Raw genomic sequence first — 25,955 nt, forward strand, 5'->3', positions numbered from 1 at the left:
CTATATGAAAGCGTATTTAGACCTTCTACAACATATCCTAGACGATGGCGGTGACAAAGGTGATCGTACTGGTACAGGTACTCGTTCTGTATTTGGTCATCAAATGCGTTTTGACTTGTCAAAAGGGTTTCCGCTACTAACCACTAAAAAAGTTCATTTCCGCTCCATTGTGATTGAACTGCTGTGGTTCCTAAAAGGCGACACCAACGTTCAATATCTTAAAGACAATAAAGTTTCGATTTGGGATGAATGGTCTACCGCTGAGCAGACTGCCCGTTTTGGACGCCCTGAAGGGGAATTGGGCCCAGTCTATGGTCATCAATGGCGTAACTTTGGCGCAACGCAAAAAGACAATGGTTTGTTTGAAAATGATGGTTTTGACCAAATCAGTTGGTTGGTCAATGAAATCAAGACCAATCCAAACTCACGTCGTTTGATTGTGTCTGGCTGGAACCCAAATGAAGCAGGTAAAGTTGCCTTACCGCCATGCCACACTTTATTCCAATTTTTTGTTCAGGATGGAAAGTTGTCTTGCCAACTTTATCAACGTAGTGCAGATGTTTTCTTAGGGGTGCCATTTAATATTGCCAGCTATGCTCTACTGACTCATATGGTTGCTCAAGTTTGTGGTTTAGGCGTAGGTGATTTTGTCTGGACTGGCGGTGATACACATTTATATGTTAACCATTTTGAACAAGCAAAACTTCAGTTAACACGTGAGCCCTTACCACTGTGCCAACTCAAGTTAAATCCTGAAATTAAGGATATTTTTGACTTTAAATTTGAAGATATTGAAATTACAGGTTATGAGTCACATCCTGCAATTAAAGCACCTGTAGCTGTTTAAATATTTTAATTCAGTCTTTCCTTATTCCCTCCTTGCAATAGGAGGGAAAATTTTCCAATGGATAATAAGCGAATTCATTATGACATTTAAAAACTTTGAAATTGTGCATGTCGTTGCAATGGATCAACAACGCTGCATTGGTAAAGCGAACGATCTTCCATGGCATATTTCAGCAGACCTTAAGCACTTCAAAGAAATCACCCAAGGTGGTGTTGTGGTGATGGGACGTAAAACGCTTGAATCGATGGGACGTGCATTACCTAAACGTGTCAATTGGGTAATTACCCGTGATCAGGATTGGAGTTTTGCTGGGGTTAAAACGGCCCATAGTATAGATGCTGCTTTGGAACAAGCGATTCCTGATGTATTGGCATCAGAAAAACCTGCCAGTATCTTTATCATTGGTGGTGGTGAAATTTTTAAACAAACCATGCACATTGCCGATCGTTTAGAGCTCACCCACATTGAGCTCGATGTACAAGGTGATGCGTATTATCCTGAAATTCCAACGGAATTTAAAAAAGTTGCGAGCGAGTCACATGTTGATGACAAAACAGCTATTGCTTTTGAGTTTGCAACATACCGAAAATAGCACTGAACTTTATGAATAAAAATAGTGGCTTATGGATAGCTTAAAAGCAAGATCAATACTGCATACACTTGGAATGGGGATAATCCATTCCTTGTTTAGCTTATTTGTGGTATTGAGCAGCCTGTGGTTTTGTTTCGCGATTTGGATTCAACACCCCTTAGGAAAGATTTTCAGTTATATCATCATCCCTATTTGGATTATTTTTGCACTGAGTATTCTTGGGATCTATTTTACTAAAAATATATTTAGCCGAAAAACTGACTGTTTGATCTATATCATCGCCTTTATTGTCAGCTTAGTCTGGTACTTTAATATTCCTGCGCAACAAGATCGTCAATGGAGTCCAGAAGTTTCCAGAATTTTTACTTACGAGCAGCAAGGTAATCTTGTCACGATTCATAATGTCCGTAACTTTAATTGGCACTCCCCTGATCAATATGACGAACGCTGGGAAACCAGAAGCTACAACTTAGATGAGATTACAGGCGTCAATATCATCACCTCTTATTGGATGGGACCACAGATTGCCCATACCTTGGTTAGCTTTGATTTTTTAAATCAGCGCCCACTCGTTTTTTCCATTGAAATTCGGAAAGAAAAAAATGAAAACTTTTCTGCAATTGGTGGGTTTTTTAGACAGTTTGAGCTAAGTCTAATCGCTGCAGATGAAAAAGATATTGTTTATACACGGAGTAATATTCGAGGTGAGCAGGTTTATTTTTTCCCGATTCAACTACCAAAAGCAGAAACCAAAGCATTATTTGAAGAGTATCTTTTGAAATCTTCCGCTTTGGCAGAACATCCAAAGTGGTACAACACCCTAACCAGTAACTGTACAACTTTGGTTTTTGATATGGTTCAGGCGATTTCCCCTGAAAAATTACCAACAGATTATCGTTTATTGGCTTCAGGTTATTTACCCAATTATCTTTATGATTTGGGTGCATTAAATCATCAATGGTCAATCAAAGAATGGTATAAAAAAGCACATATCAATCCAAGAACAGCTGAATATGCTCAGTTTAAATATCAAAATAGTGATAACTTTTCTAAAGTGATTCGTTTTGGTTTACCTGATGAACATGCTCAATAATGTATAGCTTTAGTCAGCTCGTCTTTATGGTTTAACTCAATTTTGTTTATATAATCATTAAAATTAGGAGAATACGCATGTTTAAATCCATACTCGCAACCACATTCATCACAGCAACGCTCTTGTTTTCTGGATGTGCATCTACACCAAGCGCCGATCAACAAAGCCAAAATTTAAGTTTGTTGCAAAACAAAAATTGGACACTTACGCATATTGGTGCAACAGAATATAAAGCAACGTCAAATGCTCACAACGTACCAAATATTCAATTTGGTTCAGATTTACGGGTAAGTGGTGCAGATGGTTGTAATCGTATTATGGGTGCATACGCCATCAAAGGACAGCACTTAACCTTAGGGCAACTCGGCTCTACTCGGATGTATTGTCAGGACACTATGAAACTCGCGGCTGACTATACTGAAGCACTCAATAAGGTGAAAGGTTATCAAGTCTATGACAAAACGTTAAAGTTAGTCGATCAATATGGGAATCGTGTTTTGCAATTTACAACGCCATAACATCACCGAATCACTTATTTGTATACTCCTGTTTAAAAGCTTAAAACGTTAGGCTTTTAAACACCTCCAATTATAAAATCTAATACCAACAATGAAATTGAATAAAATTTTTTAACTCAATCAATGAAAGACAATAATTTTACTACACACGCTGTCTTATCATTAGGATTAGAATAACAACAACTTAAAATTTGGATATTTCTATGAAAGTTATTGGCCTTATCTTGATCTCATGTCTACTTCTATCTGCATGTAGTTCAATGAATGTAAGACCTACGGTTGGGGTAAGTATGGGAACATCTGTTAAATAAAAAAACAGCGCCGAAGCGCTGTTTTTTGATCAATAAGAATTATGGGCATGTAGTCGTATTGATACCATAAGGACTGTTTAAATTTGGTCCGTATGTCCCATCAGTACTGTAATCAGATGCAACTGAAGCGAGCCCTAAATTATATGTCGTTCTAAATGGTAATGTCGCAACTTGTGATGATGCGCCAATTTGTACATTAAGCCATTGAGCATAAATCTTCGGATAACGAATCACAAAATCAAATTTCCCTTCAGCATCCGTTGTATACGTTGCCGTAGCCCCTTGTCCTAAGAATGTTGGTACTTTAACTGGAATGCTGTTTACTTCATTATTGGTAATTGCACTATATGGCGCGGTTACAGCACAACTATGTGCTGAATTGATTGTTGTTAATGCAGGAAAGTCATCAGTCGTATCTGCTGGCGTTCCATTATTGTTCATTGGAATACCATTACTTAAATAAATATTTGGATTGTTCAAGTTATAATAACCACTACCAGGTCCAACCCATTTTAATACTGGATCAGAGCCAGGCACAGGTGCTAACGCCCAAATGTAACGACCTTTAACATAATTAGTTGGATTAATATCCATTTCCACTTTTTGATTCGCTAACGGCTTACCATCAAAATCGACAACACTTACTGATAAATTTTTCGTGTAGTACACACCGTCATTTGAAGATCCCGTTTCTGTAGGATTAACACCGATGACAATTGATGCAACTGGATTCTGCACAACTGACTGCACAACATCAATACGTGAAATTTGAGTTGCGTCTAAATACCCAACTTCACTGAATGTCGCTGTTAAATTTAAATCATCAGCATCAAATGCTGCTGCAGTATATGTCGCATTACGTGCACTTTCATCAACCTTAACTTTAAATACTGCTTGTCCATTTTGGTCGGTTGTTAAACCAGATGCACCAACAATAATTACACCATTTCGAACAAAATCTTTGATATTCAAGTTGACATATTTATTCGCAACACCGCCACCATTTTGATCGACTAAAGTCACCGTAACATTTGCTAGATCATTACGCACATTTAGTGTTGCTTTATTCGACTCGATTCGTAAATTATAACGCGCAGGTTGAGGTGCTGTTGGTGAAGGTTTAAATGCCGTTAAACGATAAATCTGTGTTGTTAAGGCACCATTTGTATTGGTATTACTTGCTGTGAGTTCAATACCACTTGCCAATAACAAGTCTCCATCAGCAGTATTACCATCCACTTCCACAGAGAAGAAAGCATTACCATTTGAGTCAGTTTTTACAGTCTGTGGTTTACTTGTATTTGTTGGGTGTCCATCTCCTGGTGTTCCAATAATCAATGTCGCAGAATTATTCGCCGCTAAGGTTACATCTTCATCTCTAACAGGAAGACCATTGTTATCAAGCAATTGCACTTTAACAATTGTTTTATCACCAGCAACACTTAAACTTGCCTTAGAAGAATCTATAGTTAAATGATTTGGATTCACTGCCTCAAAAACACTAAATTCTAAGGTAGATACAACATCAACACCCTTCGGATTTTTAATCGTACCTTTGATTTGAATTGCTTTAGAACCTAAATCAATTAATGCTTGTTTAGCAGCACTTGGAATATCTTTTGGAATCGTAATCGTAATCTGTGTTTGACCATTTGCTGCTGTGACTAGCGAATCATTACTTAAACGAATTCCTGCATCATAAGCTTCTTTATTTAAAGCTAAATTTACAGGATAGCCTGTATTAGCACCCAATTCATCTTTAACTGCAACTTGAACTTGATAACTTTTGCCAAACTCTAATTCTTTTTTATCAGCAGTTAAACGCAAGTTTACAGAATCTTGAGGGATAGCAACCTGAATCGAACCCGTCTGCTGAATACGATCACCATTATTACGATTTGTACCCACAACAGCAAACGTGATGCCATTCTTGATTAAGCTCGCATCATAAGCACCTTCAGCAACTCTAATGGTAAATTCAGCTTCACCCTTACTATTTGTTGTTAAATTGGAGTCTGACAATGAAACTCGAGAACCCGCTAAACTTGATAATGCAATCGCGACAGATGTATTTGGAATAATTGTTCCATTCTCATCTTTAGCAATTACTTTAACACGGACTTCTCCACCCAATACAGAAACGGTTTGAACATCATAGCTCAGACTTAACGCAGCCAAATCTGGAATGATAACCACAGGTTGAGAGATCTCAACTTTACGTGTAACGGTATAAGCAGAGCCATCGGTACGTACTCCTTTTACAGCCACGGTAAGGCCATTTGCAACCAAGTTTGCCAACTCACTTATATTATTGGCTTTCACCTTAATCTTAAACGTTGCTTGACCTTGGGCATTCGTTGTAAGTGTTGCCGCCGTAGCGAGGCTCGCTCCATTACTTGTCGCTGCATCATTTAGCCCGATAGACACTTTTTGATTCGCCAGCGCCTTACCATCTGTACCCAACGCATTAACGGTTACATCGAATGTTTGTTCGTTATTTGCTGTTAAAATGAGGCTACCCAACATATCAATATTCAAGTGATCTAAATCAATTTCACCTTGAGCTGTTGGTGCTTTGAAATTGAGATTGACTGTACTTGCCGCGCCAACTCCATTGGTTGGTTTAGCAATGAGGCCTAAACCATTCTCAACTAATGCTTTTTGGGTTGGACTTCCACTTGCTTTATACTGATAGGTAAAGGTTGCATAACCTGTTGCATCCGTAAGTGCATCCGCAGAACTGGATAGACTTAATCCTAGGCTTTGCAACTCTGAAACTGAATATGCCGTTGAAAATCCTAAATTAACAGTCTCTCCTTTTAATGCACTACCTTTTACACCTGTAGCTTTCACTTTGACTACAATGGTTTGATCCTTAGTGTAATCATAGGCCACATTAATCGGGTCTATTGCAAGATAACTTAATGCTTCCTCTGACTTCGCTTCATCTTCTACTGTAATCTTAATGCTGTTCGTTACATTATTATCGGTGGTAAATGTTGCAGTAATACCTGCCGCAACTAAAGCTTCAACAGCTGCCGGCGTTTTAGCATTGGTTTTTAAGGTGTAAGTGACATAACCTGTTTTAAATTCCTGTTCTGCACTTCCATCAAAAGTAACACCATTAGAATTCGCTTCAGCATTTAGGCTCAGTTTGACCTTACCTTGAGTCGCGGCTTCACCTTTATTATTAATTCCTTTGACTGTAATGGTAATCGAATCATTTTTTGCATTAATCTGATACGAAGATGCAATTTCAAGACGTTGAAGTGCCTGCTGGTTTGATGCTCCAGTATCAGCAGTTGTCACTTTAACTGTTGCTGTTGCAAAAATATCTGCGGAATCACTATAGGTCGCTTTTAAGTTAATTCCTTGTTGAGATAAGGCAATCGGATACGATGATGCAGATTTAAGGGTAAATACTGCATAGCCTTTCGCATCAGTTGTCACTTCTGCCTGATCAATCGTTACACCATATACAGCACTACTATCTGTAAAAGATAATTTTACTTTTTTATTGGTTAAAAGATTACCATCACTATTTTTTGCAACAACAGTAACTTGCGTCGTTCCACCTTGTGCAACGATAGGGCTATCTTGAGTAACAATTTCTAATTTTTGAACAATTTGAGAAACATCTTTAAAAGTAATTGATGCTTTTGCTTGGCTCTCAGCTTTAAACTCATCCACTAATTTAAAATCTAAACTTGACGAGGTTAATACAAGTTGAGCAATGTCAGCTGCCGTTAAATCACTATTCGCAGTAATATTAAAAGTTGCTTTGCCTAGCTCATCTGTTTTTAAGGTAGAACCATTTGTAATCGAAAATTTACCTTGCATTTCAGCAGGTAAAGCTAAAGATACAGATTGATTCGCTTTTACACCACCATTTTTATCTGTGACTTGGGCAGTAATAGAAGCTGAACCTTTTGGTAAATTAAGCACAACTCCCTGTTGGATTTTAAGATTATATTCACTTTGAATCGTGCTTGTTTTTTTAATATTAAGGGTATAAACCTGTTTAATTGTTGTTCCATCTACAGTTGCAGTCAGCTGTACTTTTCCAGAATTCGCATTCAGTGTAGGAATATTTAATTCAAATACCGCAACACCATCATCACCAGTCGTTACTTGAGAACTCTTACTTGTTACACCTAATTTTTCACTATCTGCAATCGATAAATTTACCAGTTTAGCAGCAACACCACCTTTATCACTGTTCAAGGCTTGAACTGAAATTAAGACTTTAGAATTGTCATAAGCAACATCAATTGGTTTAGCTTCAGCATCTTGTAGCGAAAGCCCCAAACTTTCTACAACTTTTTTAGTATCCGTGGTTGAACCATTACCACCATTTCCTGTACCTGTTCCACCATTATTCTTATCATCCCCATAATATCCACCACCTCCACCGCCGCCACACGCCACTAAAGCTAATGAGGACGCCAGAACTGTTGCTTTAACCCCTAATTCTTTAAATTTTGTTAAGTAAATCATAATTTCATCCATTGTATTTAGTATAAGTTTTGCCCTAAAAATACTTTTATGGCTTTTACACGAAATGTACTCAAATCTACAAAACTTTTCAATCTAATACTTGTGATATATTGAAAAAATATAATTTGACGACACTCTTTATATGAATATTTTTTATAAATTGCTATTAAATCTTTAATTGATATTTCTTGCAATATAATTAAATGAGGAGAAGATATGTACGACATCATCATCATTGGCGCAGGAACTGCGGGTATTAGTGCATATAAAGAAGCAATCAAATATACATCTAACATACTGATTATCAATAAAGGTCCATGGGATACAACCTGTGTCCGTGTTGGCTGTATGCCAAGTAAAGTTCTCATTTCAACTGCAAATCGGATGTATGACATTCAAAATGCCAAAGAAGTCGCTTTAGAGGTAAAAGCAGAGATCGATACACGTCAAGTTATGCAACATGTCAGAAATTTACGTGACCGCTTTGCTCGTGCGACGCTAAAAGATGTAGAAAGTTGGGAAACTGCGCATAAAATTGATGGCGAAGCTAAATTTGTAAATGCAAATACGGTTGAGGTCGATGGAAAACATTATCAATCTAAATCATTTATTCTTGCTGTAGGTTCAACACCGACCTATAACCAAGATTGGAAAAATAAAATAGGCAATAAACTGATTACTTCAGATGAAGTATTTGAGCTTGAGACACTGCCTAAGTCTATTGCCGTGATCGGGAGTGGTGTGATTGCAATCGAATTAGCTCAAGCGATGCACCGCTTAGGCGTAAATACGACTGTTTTTGCAAGAAGCAAAAAAGTGGGGGTACTTAGTAGCCCTAATTTACAAGAAATCGCACAAGCAGAGTTATCCAAAGAACTTAATATTAAATTTGAAGTTTTACCTGATTCAATCCAAGATATTAAAAATGGTGTTGAAATATCATTTATCGAAAATAATGAATCTAAAGCCATACAGGTTGACTATATTTTAAATGCGACTGGTCGTGTTACACACTTATTAACCTTGTCCCTCGAAAACATTGATCAGTCATTCTCAGATTTAAAACAATTACCAGTTCATCCCACCACTAAACAACTGGCTGATTTTCCAATATTTATTATTGGCGATGCTTTTACCCAAACGCCTTTACAACATGAGGCTGCAAATGAAGGAAGAAATGTCGTTTCAAGTTGTTTAAATTTTCCCAATATACACAACTTAAATAACCTATCCCCTTTAGGTATTGTGTTCTGTAGTCCAGAAATGGGGATTGCTGGGCAAAACTTTGCCACGTTGTCAAAATCAGACACAATATTTGTTACAGGTTTTGCTTCTTATGAAAAGCAAGGTCGTGCATTGGTTTTAGGTAAAAATAAAGGTGCTGTTGAAGTTTATGTAGATCAGCAAAGCAGAAAACTCTTAGGTGCTGAGCTTTTTGTTGAGTCTGCCGAACATATGACCCACTTACTCTCTTGGATCATTGCAGAACAGCTGACAATTGATGAGATATTAGCAAAACCTTTTTATCATCCAACCTTGGAAGAAGGCTTAAGAACAGCATTAAAACATGCCCGAAGACAACTTAAATAACGTTTTTACCTATCAAATTAAGCTCTATTTTAAAGAATGGAGCTTTTATATTTCCTTTCGCAGTTTTCTTTTCATTTCGCTAATAAACACCACCCATAAAAAAACACCCCGCTCTCGTTAAAGAACGGGGTGTTTTTAGATTTAAAAGCTGGCGATGACTTACTCTCACATGGGTAACCCCACACTACCATCAGCGCTAAGAGGTTTCACTTCTGAGTTCGGGAAGGGATCAGGTGGTTCACTCTTGCTATTGTCGCCAGCAAACTGTTATGGACTTGTTCGGGTCTTATTTAAATGCCTTACTTCGTACCAAATGAGTTTAACAGAACATTTGAGTTGAATAGTTTAACTAGCTTTACAACTAAATCAAGTATGTTTGATCTTTTATGAATCAAATGATGCTTCATATACAACTGCTTGGGTGTTGTATAGTCAAGCCTCACGAGCAATTAGTATTGGTCAGCTTCATGCGTCACCGCACTTCCACATCCAACCTATCAACGTCGTAGTCTTCAACGGCTCTTTAGAGGACATAAAGTCCTAGGGAAATCTTATCTTGAGGTAGGCTTCCCGCTTAGATGCTTTCAGCGGTTATCCCTTCCGAACATAGCTACCCGGCGATGCGACTGGCGTCACAACCGGTACACCAGAGGTTCGTCCACTCTGGTCCTCTCGTACTAGGAGCAGATCCTCTCAAATTTCCAACGCCCACGGTAGATAGGGACCGAACTGTCTCACGACGTTCTAAACCCAGCTCGCGTACCTCTTTAAATGGCGAACAGCCATACCCTTGGGACCTGCTTCAGCCCCAGGATGAGATGAGCCGACATCGAGGTGCCAAACACCGCCGTCGATATGAACTCTTGGGCGGTATCAGCCTGTTATCCCCAGAGTACCTTTTATCCGTTGAGCGATGGCCCTTCCATACAGAACCACCGGATCACTAAGACCTACTTTCGTACCTGCTCGACTTGTGGGTCTCGCAGTTAAGCGCGCTTTTGCCTTTATACTCTACGCGTGATTTCCGACCACGCTGAGCGCACCTTCGTACTCCTCCGTTACTCTTTAGGAGGAGACCGCCCCAGTCAAACTACCCACCAGACATGGTCCTCGTCCCGGATAACGGGACAGAGTTAGAACCTCAATATTACCAGGGTGGTATTTCAAGGATGGCTCCATAGCAACTGGCGTCACTACTTCAAAGCCTCCCACCTATCCTACACAAGTAAGATCAAAGTTCAATGTCAAGCTGCAGTAAAGGTTCACGGGGTCTTTCCGTCTAGCCGCGGGTACACCGCATCTTCACGGCGATTTCGATTTCACTGAGCCTCTGCTGGAGACAGCGCCCCCATCATTATGCCATTCGTGCAGGTCGGAACTTACCCGACAAGGAATTTCGCTACCTTAGGACCGTTATAGTTACGGCCGCCGTTTACTGGGGCTTCGATCAAGAGCTTCGCTTACGCTAACCCCATCAATTAACCTTCCAGCACCGGGCAGGCATCACACCCTATACGTCCACTTTCGTGTTTGCAGAGTGCTATGTTTTTAATAAACAGTTGCAGGGGCCTGGTTTCTGTGGCTGCCAATAGCTCAAGGAGCAAGTCCTATCACCGTCAGCAGCGTACCTTCTCCCGAAGTTACGGTACCATTTTGCCTAGTTCCTTCAGCAGAGTTCTCTCAAGCGCTTTGGTCTACTCGACCTGACCACCTGTGTCGGTTTAGGGTACGATTCCTGTGTAACTGAAGCTTAGAGACTTTTCCTGGAAGCATAGTATCAGCCACTTCGCTAGTAAACTAGCTTGCTATCAGCTCTCAGCATAGAGCACCCCGGATTTGCCTAAGATGCATGCCTACTGCCTTTCACCTGGACAACCAACGCCAGGCTGACTTAACTTTCTCCGTCCTCTCATCGCATTACACAGAAGTATTGGAATATTAACCAATTTCCCATCGACTACGCCTCTCGGCCTCGCCTTAGGGGTCGACTCACCCAGCCCCGATTAACGTTGGACTGGAACCCTTGGTCTTTCAGCGAACGGGTTTTTCACCCGTTTTGTCGTTACTCACGTCAGCATTCGCACTTCTGATACCTCCAGCATACTTCTCAATACACCTTCATCGGCTTACAGAACGCTCCCCTACCACGTGCACATAGTGCACATCCGCAGCTTCGGCATATAGTTTTAGCCCCGTTACATCTTCCGCGCAGGCCGACTCGACTAGTGAGCTATTACGCTTTCTTTAAAGGGTGGCTGCTTCTAAGCCAACCTCCTAGCTGTCTATGCCTTCCCACATCGTTTCCCACTTAACTATAATTTGGGGGCCTTAGCTGGCGGTCTGGATTGTTTTCCTCTTGACTACGGACGTTAGCACCCGCAGTCTGTCTCCCGGATAGTACTCATAGGTATTCGGAGTTTGCATCGGTTTGGTAAGTCGGGATGACCCCCTAGCCGAAACAGTGCTCTACCCCCTATGGTATTCGTCCGAGGCGCTACCTAAATAGCTTTCGGGGAGAACCAGCTATCACCGAGTTTGATTAGCCTTTCACCCCTATCCACAAGTCATCCCCTGGCTTTTCAACGACAGTGGGTTCGGTCCTCCAGTTAGTGTTACCCAACCTTCAACCTGCTCATGGATAGATCACCCGGTTTCGGGTCTATACCCAGCAACTAAACGCCCTATTAAGACTCGATTTCTCTACGGCTCCCCTATACGGTTAACCTTGCTACTGAATATAAGTCGCTGACCCATTATACAAAAGGTACGCAGTCACCGAACAAGTCGGCTCCCACTGCTTGTATGCATGCGGTTTCAGGATCTATTTCACTCCCCTCACAGGGGTTCTTTTCGCCTTTCCCTCACGGTACTGGTTCACTATCGGTCAGTCAGGAGTATTTAGCCTTGGAGGATGGTCCCCCCATATTCAGACAAGGTTTCACGTGCCTCGCCCTACTCGTCATCATTATATGTGCCCTTTCGTGTACGGGACTATCACCCTCTACGGTAGCACTTCCCAGAGCTTTCCGCTAAAACACATATAACTTAATGGGCTGATCCCCGTTCGCTCGCCGCTACTGAGGGAATCTCAATTGATTTCTTTTCCTAAGGGTACTGAGATGTTTCACTTCCCCTCGTTCGCCTCGCATGACTATGTATTCATCATGCGATACCTACCTTATGGTAAGTGGGTTTCCCCATTCAGAAATCTCCGGATCACAGGATATTTGCCGCCTCCCCGAAGCTTATCGCAGGCTATTACGTCTTTCATCGCCTCTGACTGCCAAGGCATCCACCACATGCACTTAATTACTTGACTATACAACCCCAAACAGTCGTTAATCCCTACAAGGAGGATCAACAATGTGAACTTAATCACTTCTATTTGTTGCCTGTGAATTTAATCACTATACAGCTTCAATTTAATTCATATACCAAAACGCTTGATTCAGTTTTATCGCTAGTGCTCATTTCATTCAACATTAACAATTACTTGCTAACATCAACTAAAACGAGTTTAAACAATTATTTCAACTCAAATATATTCTGTTAATGATTCACTACCGCCTCGTCAGCGAGTAGTTAACTGTGATAAATCACAGAACTTAATAAGCTATCGGCTTACTAAGTTCTGTAATCACTTAGTCTTTAATTAGTGGTGGAGACTAACGGAGTCGAACCGTTGACCTCCTGCGTGCAAAGCAGGCGCTCTACCAACTAAGCTAAGTCCCCAGCTTAAGATCTTAATATATCTGATCTTCTGTAATTTGAACTTCAAATTCATTCAAACTCAATCAGTAGACTTGGTGGGTCTGACAAGACTTGAACTTGTGACCCCACGCTTATCAAGCGTGTGCTCTAACCAACTGAGCTACAGACCCTCAGATACATCAATGAAGAACAACTTGTTGTGGATTCTTACCAATCGTCAATCTTTCGTTAAGGAGGTGATCCAGCCGCAGGTTCCCCTACGGCTACCTTGTTACGACTTCACCCCAGTCATCGGCCACACCGTGGTAAGCGTCCTCCTTACGGTTAGACTACCTACTTCTGGTGCAACAAACTCCCATGGTGTGACGGGCGGTGTGTACAAGGCCCGGGAACGTATTCACCGCGGCATTCTGATCCGCGATTACTAGCGATTCCGACTTCATGGAGTCGAGTTGCAGACTCCAATCCGGACTACGATCGGCTTTTTGAGATTAGCATCCTATCGCTAGGTAGCAACCCTTTGTACCGACCATTGTAGCACGTGTGTAGCCCTGGTCGTAAGGGCCATGATGACTTGACGTCGTCCCCGCCTTCCTCCAGTTTGTCACTGGCAGTATCCTTAAAGTTCCCACCCGAAGTGCTGGCAAATAAGGAAAAGGGTTGCGCTCGTTGCGGGACTTAACCCAACATCTCACGACACGAGCTGACGACAGCCATGCAGCACCTGTATGTAAGTTCCCGAAGGCACCAATCCATCTCTGGAAAGTTCTTACTATGTCAAGACCAGGTAAGGTTCTTCGCGTTGCATCGAATTAAACCACATGCTCCACCGCTTGTGCGGGCCCCCGTCAATTCATTTGAGTTTTAGTCTTGCGACCGTACTCCCCAGGCGGTCTACTTATCGCGTTAGCTGCGCCACTAAAGCCTCAAAGGCCCCAACGGCTAGTAGACATCGTTTACGGCATGGACTACCAGGGTATCTAATCCTGTTTGCTCCCCATGCTTTCGTACCTCAGCGTCAGTATTAGGCCAGATGGCTGCCTTCGCCATCGGTATTCCTCCAGATCTCTACGCATTTCACCGCTACACCTGGAATTCTACCATCCTCTCCCATACTCTAGCTTCCCAGTATCGAATGCAATTCCCAAGTTAAGCTCGGGGATTTCACATCCGACTTAAAAAGCCGCCTACGCACGCTTTACGCCCAGTAAATCCGATTAACGCTCGCACCCTCTGTATTACCGCGGCTGCTGGCACAGAGTTAGCCGGTGCTTATTCTGCGAGTAACGTCCACTCTTCTTGGGTATTAACCAAGAGAGCCTCCTCCTCGCTTAAAGTGCTTTACAACCATAAGGCCTTCTTCACACACGCGGCATGGCTGGATCAGGGTTCCCCCCATTGTCCAATATTCCCCACTGCTGCCTCCCGTAGGAGTCTGGGCCGTGTCTCAGTCCCAGTGTGGCGGATCATCCTCTCAGACCCGCTACAGATCGTCGCCTTGGTAGGCCTTTACCCCACCAACTAGCTAATCCGACTTAGGCTCATCTATTAACGCAAGGTCACAAGTGATCCCCTGCTTTCCCCCGTAGGGCGTATGCGGTATTAGCATCCCTTTCGAGATGTTGTCCCCCATTAATAGGCAGATTCCTAAGTATTACTCACCCGTCCGCCGCTAGGTCAGTTACCGAAGCAACATCCCCCGCTCGACTTGCATGTGTTAAGCCTGCCGCCAGCGTTCAATCTGAGCCATGATCAAACTCTTCAGTTAAAAATCATTAGTGACTTAAGGTCACAATTCTGGCTCATCAATGTACTGACAAATTCTCTCAAATAAACTTCGAGTAATTTAAACCAATCAATCAATGATAATATTTCGATCAATCAATCAGTAAAAATCCACACAAGTTGTTCTTCATATTCTCTTAATGATCTTCTCAATGCTTCGTCAGCATCAAGCTAGGTCGGCTATACTACTCTCTATCTCTAAAAAGTCAATCAATAATGTTAATTATTTTTTCTAACAAACCCAACTCCAATCTCATCTTAAAATCTCAATTCGAAATCTTAACAACTTAATCAAGTGCCTGATTTATCAGAAGTTTTATTTAACATCACCGCCGATGGATGTGCATTCTACAGCATTCCTTACCCAACACAACCCCTTTTTTTAATTATTTTTCATTTTATCTATCACTTGCTTATTTATTCTTCTAAATTGGCCTTATTTCTGTTTTTTGGTCTATTTTTTAAGCATGATCAGCACAGGACTGCTCGATTTATTTGATAATTTATTGTCTTTATCTATTTCCTGCCATTTTAAAGGGCGGCAATCTATATATTCACAGTAACCACCCTCACCTTGATAGTATTCATCATTGAGATGTAGTTGATAAACAAAACTTCCAACATAACCTGCAGCTAAGCCAAATTTATAATCACCACGGCTTTGAGCTTGAATATCAATTTTGGTATTTTCATCTTGATATTGCCATTCAAACTCGCGTGGTAAATACATCTCCTGATGATTTACTGTTGTGACTTTAGGGAACACCCGATGAATATTGAAACAGACCTGTCGATCAAGCATTTTTGTTTCATTGTTTTGAATATCTCGAATATAGATACGTGAATGTAAAATATTATTCATCTGATCACGACTATGCATAAAAATAATCTGTAGATCATCATTCACTTGAATCAATTGATATGTATACAGCGCATAAGGTAGATAAGGGAAATTCACTGTTTTCATATATTCAAAAACAGCATTTTGTTCAATTTCGTAATTTTGATCTTTGTATTGAATTGTCCCTTTACAATGCGCAACCAAAGACCAGTGCTGTGCAAATCCAAATTTCAAATGAATAAAATGAGAAATTAAAGGCATTGTCGTAATGCTTAAATTCACACTCAATTCGTCATCCTGTCTTTGAACAGTAAAATCAGGAATTTTTCCAAACACTTTTTCTTTTTGACCAAATGTATAGGTCACATTGCTATTTTCATCAAGGTGAAATTGGCATTCATGCTGAATTGAATATGAGTTTAATTGTCCCACCATATGGGGGCTGGAGCTGACCAGTAAGGTTGCTGTATCTAAAGCAGTTGTTGAGATTTCATTGTTATTGCAAAAAACAGGACTATTGGGCTGTCCAATCAAACTAAAAAAATTGAGGTAATGCAACGGTGCAGGTAAATTGGCAAGCACTAATTTTTGATGAATAATTTTATATCTGTCTTGTGGGGGATGACAGCAAAGTTCTATAGGCTTTTGAGCTTGATTCAGCTGTTTAGACTGATCTAAGAAATCTTGAAACAACCGCATATCAAGCCCCCTTACCTTTTTATCTTTTTATCTTTTTACATTTTATTCAACAGTATTCTTTCTCGCTAAGAATGTTGTCACAAAACCAGAAATCGCATAGATAATCGAAATGACTAAAATCCCTACAGGAATATTATAAGTGATTGCTGCAAGGATAAAAACTGCTATAGGCAATACAAAGAATGGAACACGTTTACGGTCTACTGTTTTAAAAGAATAATATTTGATATTTGAAATCATCAACAAACCTACTGCAATGATAACAAATGCATTGGTCGCTTGAATCGCAACATCTTTTAAATCAAAAATATAGGTAAAATCTTGTCCAACCCATACCCATGCAATAATAATAATTGCTGCTAATGGGCTTGCCACACCGATGAAATAACGCTTATCGACCACACCAATTTGTACATTAAAGCGGGCTAAACGAAATGCAGCACATGCGGTATAAACAAAACAAGCAGCCAAGCCAATCCGCCCTAGATCATGCAAACTCCAGCTATACATCAAAATTGCTGGCGCAACACCAAATGCCAAGAGATCTGAAAGAGAATCGAATTGTTCACCAAAAGCACTTTGTGCACCAATTGCACGAGCAACACGACCATCTAAACCATCAAATAGTGCTGCAAGGAATATCGCATAAACGGCTTGAGTGAAGTCACCATTCATACTGGCAATGATCGAGTAAAAGCCAGATAACAACGCAGATGTTGTAATCAGGTTAGGCCACAAATAGATTCCGCGACGTTTGACCTTCTGCCCTTCATGGGTATGCTCTTCTTCTTCCACTTCAAAAGTAATGCCATCAAATCCATGGTCTTGATTAGAAGAGTTTGGGCTTTCTGGTTTATTTATATTTGTCATTTTTTGAATCCTATCTATGGCTCTTATAGAGCTGTTGATATCTCACTTAAATATTTTATCACATTCATTTTTAAGTGAAATTGATGTGAATTACTCAATGTATTTCGTCTTAATTTGTAATTCACACCATCGTTCATGTTTCTGTTGATATCCAATCGAATGGATTATTCACCCACTAACCAGCGAACAGCAGCATGTCCACCATTTTCACTCATACGTAAATGTGGGAACAACCATTGCAATGCCTCATCAGCATCGTTAGAGAATTTCCAAGGTGGGTTAATCACCAATAAACCACAACCATTCAACCCGACTGGTGTGTCATCTGGCCAAACACAAACTTCACAGACCAACTGACGGCGAATCCCTGTTTTCATCATTTTCTTTTCAAAACGATCAATCATGGCACGGTCTTTAATTGGATACCAAATGGCAAATACGCCTGTTGGCCATTTTTTATGTGCAGTGGCAATCAACTCAACCAATTGCGGGAAGTCTTTACGTTCTAATTCATAAGGTGGGTCGATCATCACCAAACCACGTTTTTCTTTTGGAGGAATAACCCCCAAAAGACCTTCATAAGCATCACGCTCATGTAAACCCGCACGTTTATCGCGAATATTAAAATACAGTTGTTGAAACACATCACGCTGCATTTCAAAAATAGTCGCTTTATCAATATCACGCATGCCTTCAAGTGCAAACCACGGTGAACCTGGATAAGCGCCTTTACCTGAACCTGCACGCATATCTTCAACAATTTTAAGATATTGTTTTACACCTTCAGGCGCATTACGTTTAATCGACTCATCCAGCTTAACCAGACGATGAATACCGGTTAAGAATTCACCTGATTTTTGTGCTTCAGAAGTAGATAAATCATATTTACCTGCACCACCATGTGTATCTATATAGCGATATGGTTTGTCTTTAGTATTTAGACGTGTCAAAAGTTGCAGCAATAACACATGTTTCATGACATCGGCAAAGTTGCCTGCATGGAAATGGTGACGGTAATTCATGTTTCGATTAATTCCTGAGTTCAATAATCATTTTAACACGAAAAAATATTTCTTCACTGTCCATCGTTTGTTCTAATATAACAACATATCTTTATTGCACTATTTTTTGGTAATTTATGGAAGCGCTGCTACTCCCAAAGTCATGGAATGTTGATCAAATTCTTGATGATTTAGATCAACGTGGATTTACCATTATTGATCATGCTTACTCCGCTGAATATGGACTTCAACTGGTTGCAGAATGTACTTCAAATTTAAATCGCTTTCGTGAAGCAGCAATTCAAAATGGTGTGATCAGCAATATTCGCAGCGACCATATCTTGTGGATCAATGAAGAGCTCACGATCGCACAACAGCATATTGATGCACTCAAACAACTCTCGCAAATTTTAAACTACTCATTTTATTTAGGTATTCAGGATGTAGAAGCACATTTTGCCTGCTATAACGCAGGTGAATTCTATGCACTTCATCGCGATAATCCGCAAGGTAAAAATGGCCGTATGATTTCTACGGTGTATTATCTACACCAAGAATGGCAGGATGACTGGGGTGGAAAGTTACACTTACAGGATAAAAATAATGTTTGGCATACAATAGATCCCCAGCCTAATCGTATTGCCATGTTCCAAAGTGATTTATTACATGAAGTGCTAGAAGCCAAACATCAGCGATTATCAATTACCGCATGGCTAAGAAGCGACAATACAGTGTTGTAATATACTCAGTTTTCAAATTTGCAACGCTGTATCTCTATAGGGCAAGCTTTAAATTATTGAAATAGACCTCATAATACTCTTCATAAATTCAGAGGATTCAGCACATGTTTGATAATACAAAACAAATCATCTCGCGCATTGGGGAAACAGATCAATTGTATTTGTCAGGCAATACACCTGAACTTGCACTTGAACGTGGGGACTTACGCTTACAGCTGGTCACTCAAAGTCATTCAAAGCAGGAACAAATCCATTTCTTGCAAGAAGCCATTGTTTTACTTGAAACTGCACGATTTGAATATGAAGAAATGCCAATGTCAGTCTACATTCAGCTTTCTTTGCATTTGGCCAAAGCCTATATGATTTACTTTGAATTGACCAAAGAATCACGTTATGCCTTGATTACGCAGCAAATTTTAAAACCATTGGCACAACATCATCATGCTGATATTTACTTTATGTTGGCTTATGCATCTGTGAGTAAAAATGAATTTGCATTAACTCGTCACTGGCTGAGTAAATATATCAAGACAACTGATTTTGATTTAACCTTACTGCAACAACACACTGCATTTAGACCTGTTCGCAATGAAGCTTGGTTTAGTCAAATGATTCAGTCTAAATTACATTGATCAGTGCTATGCTCATTCAAAATGACTCAATTTGTTATTCGTTTTGATCAATACTAATTTGATCGATACAAAATAGAAAAGATGGCCATAACGGCCATCTTTTTTGTTGCTCTGGGGGAAACTAAATCATTAGGCTGTTAGCTTATACGCATCTAGATGTAATTGTTGGTTTAACTCGTCAATCCAAATTGCCCAATCATCATCTTGTATCAAGTGACTAATTAATAAGTCACGTTGAGATTTATTCCAAAACGGCGCTTCATGTAATGAAAGATTTGCTGGCAATTGATGAGTGCGTACATATAGCTCAATTGCTGCGGGACTATTTGCCAAACCAAGTTGAGAAAATAGTAATTCTAAGGATGGTGTGTTCGTCCTGAGCATATTGCCTCCTTATATAAATTTATTTGTCATCTTTTATTCAATTAACTTATAAGAAAATAATTTTAAAAGATAGTCTAGATTTTAATTTTCTTGTTTCAATTTGTGATTAAAAAACAAACAAATGTTGGCTTAACATCAATTATCTTTTTTCTGGATGTTTGATTTGAACCATAAAAAAAAGCACTCTAAATAGAGTGCTTTTTTCAAAATTAATCTTTAACAGATTAAATTTTAATTATTTAAGCATATCAGCAATAGCTGCGCGCTCTTCTTCAAGTTCTTGAAGAGTTTTGTCCATACGTTCACGGCTGAATGCATCAATTTCTAAGCCTTCAACACGAGTGTATTCGCCATTTTCACAAATTACAGGAACACCGTACATCACACCTTCAGGAATTCCATAAGAACCGTCAGAAGGAATACCCATTGTTACCCATTCGCCATTGGTGCCAAGTGCCCAATCACGCATATGATCGATCGCAGCATTTGCAGCAGAAGCAGCAGAAGAAAGACCACGCGCTTCAATGATTGCAGCACCACGTTTACCAACAGTTGGAAGGAATACGTTTGCGTTCCAATCAGCATCGTTGATTTTGTCTTTTAAGCTTACGCCATTTGCAGTTGCAAAACGGTAGTCCGCATACATTGTTGGAGAGTGGTTACCCCAAACTGTAAGGTTTTTGATATCCGCTACAGCAACGCCCGCTTTTTGAGCAATTTGAGTCAATGCACGGTTGTGGTCAAGACGTAACATTGCTGTAAAGTTTTTCGCTGGAAGATCTGGAGCAGATTTCATTGCGATATAAGCATTTGTATTTGCAGGGTTACCTACAACAAGTACTTTAACGTCACGGCTCGCAACTTCGTTAAGTGCTTGACCTTGACCAATGAAGATTTCACCGTTCACTTTCAACAAGTCAGCACGTTCCATACCAGGACCGCGTGGACGTGAACCAACCAATAACGCGTAGTCAGCATCTTTAAATGCAACTTTTGGATCATCAGTACCGATCATGCCAGCCAATAATGGGAAAGCACAGTCATCTAATTCCATCATTACGCCTTTAAGCGCAGCTTGAGCTTTCTCAAATGGAACTTCTAACAATTGCAAAATAACGGGTTGGTCTTTACCAAGCATTTCACCGCTAGCGATACGGAATAATAAGCTGTAACCGATTTGACCAGCTGCGCCAGTAACGGCAACGCGAACAGGTTGCTTCATGTAATTATCTCCAATGAGGATCGTTAATGTGATTAAACGGTTAAATCCGTTTTAATCGAATTATCATAAACGGCAAAGATTGTACTCCAATCCTTTAACAGTTGCATGTAAAAGAGAATGCTTTTCAACAAAAGTATGATAGGAAATATAAATAAAATTCCTCAGAAGAACTAATAAGTCCCTTTGATCGAGAATGTATTTGGGCAGTTTGAAACAATGTGATTTGAACATTGTTTATACTGACCATTGACCCGATAACACACTTGAACCTCGGTTAACACTGGGTTTGATGATGAACTTTGACAAGTAAAACGGATACTGTCGTTATTCATTCCCGGGTTTAATCTAACAAATTGAGTTTTTAACGCATTATGTTGCACATTCTTGTTTTCAGAGCTGGTTAAATCTGCAGGAATTTTCAAACGATCTGCTAAATTAATCACAGTTCTAAAATATTGACTCGCATTCATTGGAACACAGCCACCCACGCTACGCCACAATTGAATACGTGCATTTTCCTCAGGCATTACCCGTGCAACCACCTTAGCTTGTAAAGGGGTCAAACTTGCAGATGTATTGGTGGTGCAATTCCGCTCTGTCGTTTCAGGCAACAGACCTGTGATGGTCAATGAATAACCTTCGAGACATTTGCGTTGCTTTTGTTTTGAAGAATCAAGTGCACAGACAGCAGGTGTCAACTGGACTTGCATGACATAGCCTTGTAATTGCGGTGCAGCATGTAACTGCACATTGAGCCCAAACAATCCCGCAAAGCATAAGCTCCATGCTAAGCAAGATTGTTTCAATTTACGCAAAATTTTGAAAATCATTGATTTACCAACAAAGTTTCATCCAAGTCCAAATAGTTTTATTGTGAAACACGGGTTGGAATAACAGGCATACGACTCTCAATCGCTTGAGGCCCTTGTCCCAACAAGATTCCATAATGTGCTGCATTGGTCATCACATTTTTGACATAGTCACGTGTTTCATTCAGAGGAATAGATTCTGTATATTGATCTGCTGAAAGATTTTGATAATCTGGCTGCCAACGTTTCGCGCGATTTGGCCCTGCATTATACCCTGCGGTTGCCAAGACAGGATTACTGCTTAATTGACCATGAATCATCGACAGATAGAAAGTACCATAGCGAATATTGGTATTGGCATCACTGAGCGCAGCAGGATTATAAGTTTCACCCATTTGTTTTGCCACCAACTTTGCAGTGCCTGGCATGATTTGCATCAAACCACCTGCACCAACATGTGAGCGAGCAGCAGTTACAAAACGGCTTTCTTGGCGCATTAAACCATAGGCCCAAGCAGGATCAATACCCGCATTACGGCTATGACTCACCACCAACGACTGATGAGGTGTGGCATAACGATAAACATAGTTATGTTTTTTCTCAGTACGTTCTGCCGCATAAATTGCACGATCATACCAGCCCATATCAGTTGCACGTTTTGCCGCAGCAAGCAGTAACCCATCATCATGTTTTAAGTATGCCTGACGTACCGCCCAGTTCCATTCCCTATTGGTATAAGTCGCAGGCGCATTAATATTTCGCAAAGTAAATGCACGACGGAAATGAATATCGCTATTTAAGCGTTGCTGATCATCAGTTGAAGGCTGTTCTCTGGCAGGGCTATCATTATATTTTTGCCCCAAATGATCTTTGGCAAGCAAATTATGATAATCATCACCCGACATTGCCAATCGTTGATAGATATCTTTGGCGGTTCTTTTAGATTGTGCATCATTGCGTTGTTCTGAAGCACGTGCCAACCAGTATTGCCAACGGTCTTCTTGCTTTTGTGTCACGCTCATACTGTCTATTGCACGAATCACACTTTCCCAAGCCCCAAATCGAATGGCTTGTCGTGCATAAACTTCTGCTTCTTCTGCACTGAATGGCGCACCATAGCTTGCATCAAAATTTTGCAGTACTTCACGATTAAAATTATTTTTCATAACGGTCGTTCCGCCGATATAACCGACAGTACGATAAATATATTTTTGCACATCCGCTGGTACACCCTGAACCAACTTAGGTACCGACTGCAAAGCGCTGGTTAAATCCGTATCTGCCGCACGACCCAATGCATAAACCAAATAAGCATAATCTTCTACATTATTTTTTGGTGCAGACCATAAATAATTTAATGGATTCGCTTGGATTTGGTTCAATTGGGTTAACGATAAATTAACGCCAATCGTTTGTGCGGTAGCGATGGCTAGACCAGACTGCCCTGCTCTCAGTTGTGCATATAATCGTTGTTGACGATCTTGAGCAGTCATGAGTGGGCTACTAAGCATCATGCGGCCTAAACCATTACATGACTCAGGTTGAGAATTGGTTGCCAACCAAACATCTTTAAATTCAGCATAGACCAAAACGTCACCAGTTTTCGCACGAACTTGAGCAACGGCACAACGTTCTGCTTGATCTGGATTAGAGACATATTGCAATACAGGTTGCGCGCTGGCGTAATCTGCTTGTTTAACCTTTTCTTCGACATAATCCGCAGCCAACTTTTCCGCCATCGCCGATTGAGGATAACGTTGCGCAAAGCTAATAATATTTGCAGAAGGTTGAAAAGCGAGATTTGAATTCAGTGACCAATACTCAGGATAATAGCCCAAAGCATCATTTTGCATTGAAGAACGATATTGTTCTAAAGCACTTGGATTATTTGCATTGCGTAAAGCATCATTAAACTGCTCTTCAGCAGCATGAGCCACTTGCAGGCTTGTACATGCAACTGTTCCTAAAAGGTAAAGTTTTAATTTATTTTGCTTAAGTTGCTGCTTTAACACCGTTTTTCTCTCAACCTGCATGATGTGCCTTTAACATACTGATGCACTTATTTGTGCCTAGTTTAATTATTCTAATCCATTTCTACTGTTGTGTTATGTAACCTTATGATTCATCATTAATATTGTTCTCTATTTTTTCTTCATAATTTTCATTTTCAATGCCCTACAATCCAATAAATGGCAATAGCCGCTAAATATTTTCCTGAGTTCACTCTAAATGCTATAAAATGGCGCGCCTTTTATGAGTCTGTTAAAATAGCAGGCTTAGTACACATTCAAAATTCCCTTTATTCATAGGAAAGACGCCTCCATGACGGTTCAAACCTTCATTCCCAATGGTGCCAAAGCTGCCTCAGAAAACACTGTAACCCAGCCACAGCACACCCCAGCCGACGGTGCAGTAAAAAAACTGTATATCGAAACGCAAGGGTGTCAGATGAATGAGTATGACAGTCATCGTATGGCAGATCTTTTAGGCGACTCACACGGTTACATTTTAACCAAAGATCCAAGTGACGCAGATATCCTGTTAATGAATACCTGCTCAATTCGAGAAAAAGCCCAAGAAAAAGTATTTTCTGAGCTGGGTCGCTGGCGCAAATTAAAAGAAAAAAATCCTGATCTCGTCATCGGTGTTGGTGGATGTGTTGCTTCTCAAGAAGGCGACAATATTCAAAAACGTGCACCGTATGTCGATATGGTTTTTGGCCCTCAAACCTTGCACCGTTTACCACAAATGCTGGATCAGCATGTTGAGCAAATTGAAAAGCCGAAGAAAGACAAAATTAAACTTGTAGATATTTCATTCCCTGATATTGAAAAATTCGACTTTTTACCTGAACCGCGTGTTGAAGGTTACAAAGCGTTTGTTTCAATTATGGAAGGTTGCTCGAAATACTGTTCTTTCTGTGTGGTTCCCTATACTCGCGGTGAAGAAGTTTCTCGTCCTTTGGATGATGTCTTGGCAGAAATCGCTGGTTTGGCTGAAAAAGGCGTTCGCGAAATTAGCCTTTTAGGACAAAATGTAAATGGCTATCGTGGTGAAACTTTTGAAGGTGAAATTTGTACCTTTGCAGATTTATTACGTTTGGTTGCAGAAATTCCAGGAATCGGTCGTTTACGTTATACAACATCACATCCGCTCGAATTTAATGAAGATTTAATTCAATGCTACCGTGACCTGCCACAAATGGTTTCACATCTGCATTTACCAGTACAAAGTGGCTCAAATGATGTGTTACAAGCGATGAAGCGTAACCACACCATTGATGTCTATATCGAAAAAATTGCCAAACTGCGTAAAGCTCGTCCAGATATGCATTTATCTTCAGATTTTATCATCGGCTTCCCTGGTGAAACTGATGCACATTTTGAAGAAACCTATCAGTTTATCCAAGATTTAGACTTTGATCATTCTTATAGTTTTGTTTATTCAAAACGTCCTGGCACACCAGCGTCTGAATTACCTGATGACACCTCTGATGCAGTCAAGAAAGAACGCTTAGCCAAAGTTCAACACTGGATTAAGCAATCAAGTATTCGTAAAACCGATGCGATGTTAGGCACCATTCAACGTGTACTGGTTGAAAATGTTTCCAATAAAGATCCAAATTTATTGGTCGGTACAGCTGACAATACACGTTTAGTAACATTTGTAGGTGACGCCTCTTGGGTCGGACGCTTTGCAGAGATTGAGGTTACAGAGATTAAGACCCTAAATTTAGTTTATGGAGAACTCTTGAATCTTGAGCCTGACGTGGCGTAATGTAAGGGTATAGACTTTACTTTAAAAAAGGATATC

Annotated in this window: 16 protein-coding genes, 2 tRNA genes and 3 rRNA genes; 8 read left to right on the forward strand and 13 right to left on the reverse strand. The window is 40.3% G+C overall.

Annotated features, from left to right (window positions below):
* Positions 1–4 precede the first annotated feature (4 nt).
* From thyA to L3V46_RS18950, 4 genes are all read left to right on the forward strand, one after another.
* The gene (gene thyA, locus L3V46_RS18935; RefSeq protein WP_151801587.1) at positions 5–847 is read left to right on the forward strand and encodes a thymidylate synthase; all 843 of its coding nucleotides are present in this window, start codon (positions 5–7) and stop codon (positions 845–847) included.
* A 79-nt stretch (positions 848–926) separates the two neighbouring features.
* Positions 927–1,439, forward strand: coding sequence for a dihydrofolate reductase (locus L3V46_RS18940; protein ID WP_105713385.1), 513 nt, complete (start codon positions 927–929; stop codon positions 1,437–1,439).
* Between the two features lie 31 nt (positions 1,440–1,470).
* Positions 1,471–2,532: a DUF4105 domain-containing protein gene (locus tag L3V46_RS18945; protein ID WP_239046503.1), complete on the forward strand. Its 1,062-nt coding sequence runs from the start codon at positions 1,471–1,473 to the stop codon at positions 2,530–2,532.
* A 77-nt stretch (positions 2,533–2,609) separates the two neighbouring features.
* Positions 2,610–3,050, forward strand: coding sequence for an META domain-containing protein (locus tag L3V46_RS18950; RefSeq protein ID WP_239046504.1), 441 nt, complete (start codon positions 2,610–2,612; stop codon positions 3,048–3,050).
* Between the two features lie 350 nt (positions 3,051–3,400).
* Here L3V46_RS18950 and L3V46_RS18955 read toward each other — a convergent pair whose 3' ends face one another.
* Positions 3,401–7,858 (reverse strand): Ig-like domain-containing protein, encoded by a 4,458-nt coding sequence (locus L3V46_RS18955; RefSeq protein WP_239046505.1) that lies wholly within the window; start codon positions 7,856–7,858, stop codon positions 3,401–3,403.
* 216 nt (positions 7,859–8,074) lie between these two features.
* Here L3V46_RS18955 and L3V46_RS18960 point away from each other — a divergent pair, with 216 nt between their 5' ends.
* Positions 8,075–9,448 carry a dihydrolipoyl dehydrogenase gene (locus L3V46_RS18960; protein WP_239046506.1) on the forward strand — a complete coding sequence of 458 codons (1,374 nt, stop codon included), beginning with the start codon at positions 8,075–8,077 and terminating at the stop codon, positions 9,446–9,448.
* Between the two features lie 146 nt (positions 9,449–9,594).
* Here L3V46_RS18960 and rrf read toward each other — a convergent pair.
* The 8 genes from rrf to rlmJ all read right to left on the reverse strand — a co-directional run bounded on the left by rrf (position 9,595) and on the right by rlmJ (position 18,376).
* Positions 9,595–9,709, reverse strand: a 5S ribosomal RNA gene (gene rrf, locus L3V46_RS18965).
* 167 nt (positions 9,710–9,876) lie between these two features.
* Positions 9,877–12,767: ribosomal RNA gene (locus L3V46_RS18970) — 23S ribosomal RNA — on the reverse strand.
* A 337-nt stretch (positions 12,768–13,104) separates the two neighbouring features.
* Positions 13,105–13,180 (reverse strand) — tRNA-Ala (locus L3V46_RS18975).
* 72 nt (positions 13,181–13,252) lie between these two features.
* A tRNA-Ile gene (locus L3V46_RS18980) sits at positions 13,253–13,329 on the reverse strand.
* Between the two features lie 59 nt (positions 13,330–13,388).
* A 16S ribosomal RNA gene (locus L3V46_RS18985) occupies positions 13,389–14,927 on the reverse strand.
* Together the 16S, 23S and 5S rRNA genes with 2 tRNA genes alongside form the textbook arrangement of a ribosomal RNA operon.
* Positions 14,928–15,398: 471 nt before the next feature.
* Positions 15,399–16,484 (reverse strand): DUF6670 family protein, encoded by a 1,086-nt coding sequence (locus L3V46_RS18990; protein ID WP_239046507.1) that lies wholly within the window; start codon positions 16,482–16,484, stop codon positions 15,399–15,401.
* Positions 16,485–16,526: 42 nt separating this feature from the next.
* The gene (gene pssA, locus L3V46_RS18995) at positions 16,527–17,354 is read right to left on the reverse strand and encodes a CDP-diacylglycerol--serine O-phosphatidyltransferase (protein ID WP_004717950.1); all 828 of its coding nucleotides are present in this window, start codon (positions 17,352–17,354) and stop codon (positions 16,527–16,529) included.
* A gap of 164 nt (positions 17,355–17,518) precedes the next feature.
* Positions 17,519–18,376, reverse strand: a complete 858-nt coding sequence (rlmJ, locus tag L3V46_RS19000) for a 23S rRNA (adenine(2030)-N(6))-methyltransferase RlmJ (protein WP_004717951.1) — start codon at positions 18,374–18,376, stop codon at positions 17,519–17,521.
* A gap of 116 nt (positions 18,377–18,492) precedes the next feature.
* Between rlmJ and L3V46_RS19005 the strand changes: the two genes are divergently transcribed.
* Entirely contained in the window at positions 18,493–19,095 is a 603-nt protein-coding gene (locus L3V46_RS19005; RefSeq protein WP_239046508.1) for a 2OG-Fe(II) oxygenase, read from the forward strand.
* A gap of 104 nt (positions 19,096–19,199) precedes the next feature.
* Entirely contained in the window at positions 19,200–19,727 is a 528-nt protein-coding gene (locus tag L3V46_RS19010) for a hypothetical protein (protein ID WP_004818848.1), read from the forward strand.
* A gap of 129 nt (positions 19,728–19,856) precedes the next feature.
* Here the strand turns inward: L3V46_RS19010 and L3V46_RS19015 are convergent, their stop codons facing one another.
* The 4 genes from L3V46_RS19015 to L3V46_RS19030 all read right to left on the reverse strand — a co-directional run bounded on the left by L3V46_RS19015 (position 19,857) and on the right by L3V46_RS19030 (position 24,175).
* Positions 19,857–20,111: a DUF2789 family protein gene (locus L3V46_RS19015; protein WP_004818847.1), complete on the reverse strand. Its 255-nt coding sequence runs from the start codon at positions 20,109–20,111 to the stop codon at positions 19,857–19,859.
* 235 nt (positions 20,112–20,346) lie between these two features.
* A complete protein-coding gene (locus tag L3V46_RS19020) occupies positions 20,347–21,333 on the reverse strand; it encodes a malate dehydrogenase (protein ID WP_004717959.1) in 987 nt (328 codons plus the stop codon).
* Between the two features lie 170 nt (positions 21,334–21,503).
* Entirely contained in the window at positions 21,504–22,163 is a 660-nt protein-coding gene (locus L3V46_RS19025; protein ID WP_004717962.1) for a hypothetical protein, read from the reverse strand.
* A 38-nt stretch (positions 22,164–22,201) separates the two neighbouring features.
* The gene (locus L3V46_RS19030; protein ID WP_034611701.1) at positions 22,202–24,175 is read right to left on the reverse strand and encodes a lytic transglycosylase domain-containing protein; all 1,974 of its coding nucleotides are present in this window, start codon (positions 24,173–24,175) and stop codon (positions 22,202–22,204) included.
* 289 nt (positions 24,176–24,464) lie between these two features.
* On the opposite strand from L3V46_RS19030, the gene miaB reads away from it, so the two are divergent.
* Positions 24,465–25,919 carry a tRNA (N6-isopentenyl adenosine(37)-C2)-methylthiotransferase MiaB gene (miaB, locus tag L3V46_RS19035; RefSeq protein ID WP_004717965.1) on the forward strand — a complete coding sequence of 485 codons (1,455 nt, stop codon included), beginning with the start codon at positions 24,465–24,467 and terminating at the stop codon, positions 25,917–25,919.
* The last annotated feature ends 36 nt before the right edge of the window (positions 25,920–25,955 follow it).

Source organism: Acinetobacter sp. AG3 (genome assembly GCF_022343575.1).
In the GTDB taxonomy this organism is placed as follows: Bacteria; Pseudomonadota; Gammaproteobacteria; order Pseudomonadales; family Moraxellaceae; genus Acinetobacter; species Acinetobacter guillouiae.

What these genes read in the sequence shown, in the direction of transcription:
- L3V46_RS18990 (WP_239046507.1), bottom strand. Translation starts at nt 16,484, where the DNA reads ATGCGGTTGTTTCAAGATTTCTTAGATCAGTCTAAACAGCTGAATCAA.
- rlmJ (WP_004717951.1), bottom strand. Translation starts at nt 18,376, where the DNA reads ATGAATTACCGTCACCATTTCCATGCAGGCAACTTTGCCGATGTCATG.
- L3V46_RS19005 (WP_239046508.1), top strand. Translation starts at nt 18,493, where the DNA reads ATGGAAGCGCTGCTACTCCCAAAGTCATGGAATGTTGATCAAATTCTT.
- thyA (WP_151801587.1), top strand. Translation starts at nt 5, where the DNA reads ATGAAAGCGTATTTAGACCTTCTACAACATATCCTAGACGATGGCGGT.
- L3V46_RS19010 (WP_004818848.1), top strand. Translation starts at nt 19,200, where the DNA reads ATGTTTGATAATACAAAACAAATCATCTCGCGCATTGGGGAAACAGAT.
- L3V46_RS18955 (WP_239046505.1), bottom strand. Translation starts at nt 7,858, where the DNA reads ATGATTTACTTAACAAAATTTAAAGAATTAGGGGTTAAAGCAACAGTT.
- L3V46_RS18940 (WP_105713385.1), top strand. Translation starts at nt 927, where the DNA reads ATGACATTTAAAAACTTTGAAATTGTGCATGTCGTTGCAATGGATCAA.
- L3V46_RS19020 (WP_004717959.1), bottom strand. Translation starts at nt 21,333, where the DNA reads ATGAAGCAACCTGTTCGCGTTGCCGTTACTGGCGCAGCTGGTCAAATC.
- L3V46_RS18960 (WP_239046506.1), top strand. Translation starts at nt 8,075, where the DNA reads ATGTACGACATCATCATCATTGGCGCAGGAACTGCGGGTATTAGTGCA.
- L3V46_RS18945 (WP_239046503.1), top strand. Translation starts at nt 1,471, where the DNA reads ATGGATAGCTTAAAAGCAAGATCAATACTGCATACACTTGGAATGGGG.
- L3V46_RS19025 (WP_004717962.1), bottom strand. Translation starts at nt 22,163, where the DNA reads ATGATTTTCAAAATTTTGCGTAAATTGAAACAATCTTGCTTAGCATGG.
- L3V46_RS19015 (WP_004818847.1), bottom strand. Translation starts at nt 20,111, where the DNA reads ATGCTCAGGACGAACACACCATCCTTAGAATTACTATTTTCTCAACTT.
- miaB (WP_004717965.1), top strand. Translation starts at nt 24,465, where the DNA reads ATGACGGTTCAAACCTTCATTCCCAATGGTGCCAAAGCTGCCTCAGAA.
- L3V46_RS19030 (WP_034611701.1), bottom strand. Translation starts at nt 24,175, where the DNA reads ATGCAGGTTGAGAGAAAAACGGTGTTAAAGCAGCAACTTAAGCAAAAT.
- L3V46_RS18950 (WP_239046504.1), top strand. Translation starts at nt 2,610, where the DNA reads ATGTTTAAATCCATACTCGCAACCACATTCATCACAGCAACGCTCTTG.
- pssA (WP_004717950.1), bottom strand. Translation starts at nt 17,354, where the DNA reads ATGACAAATATAAATAAACCAGAAAGCCCAAACTCTTCTAATCAAGAC.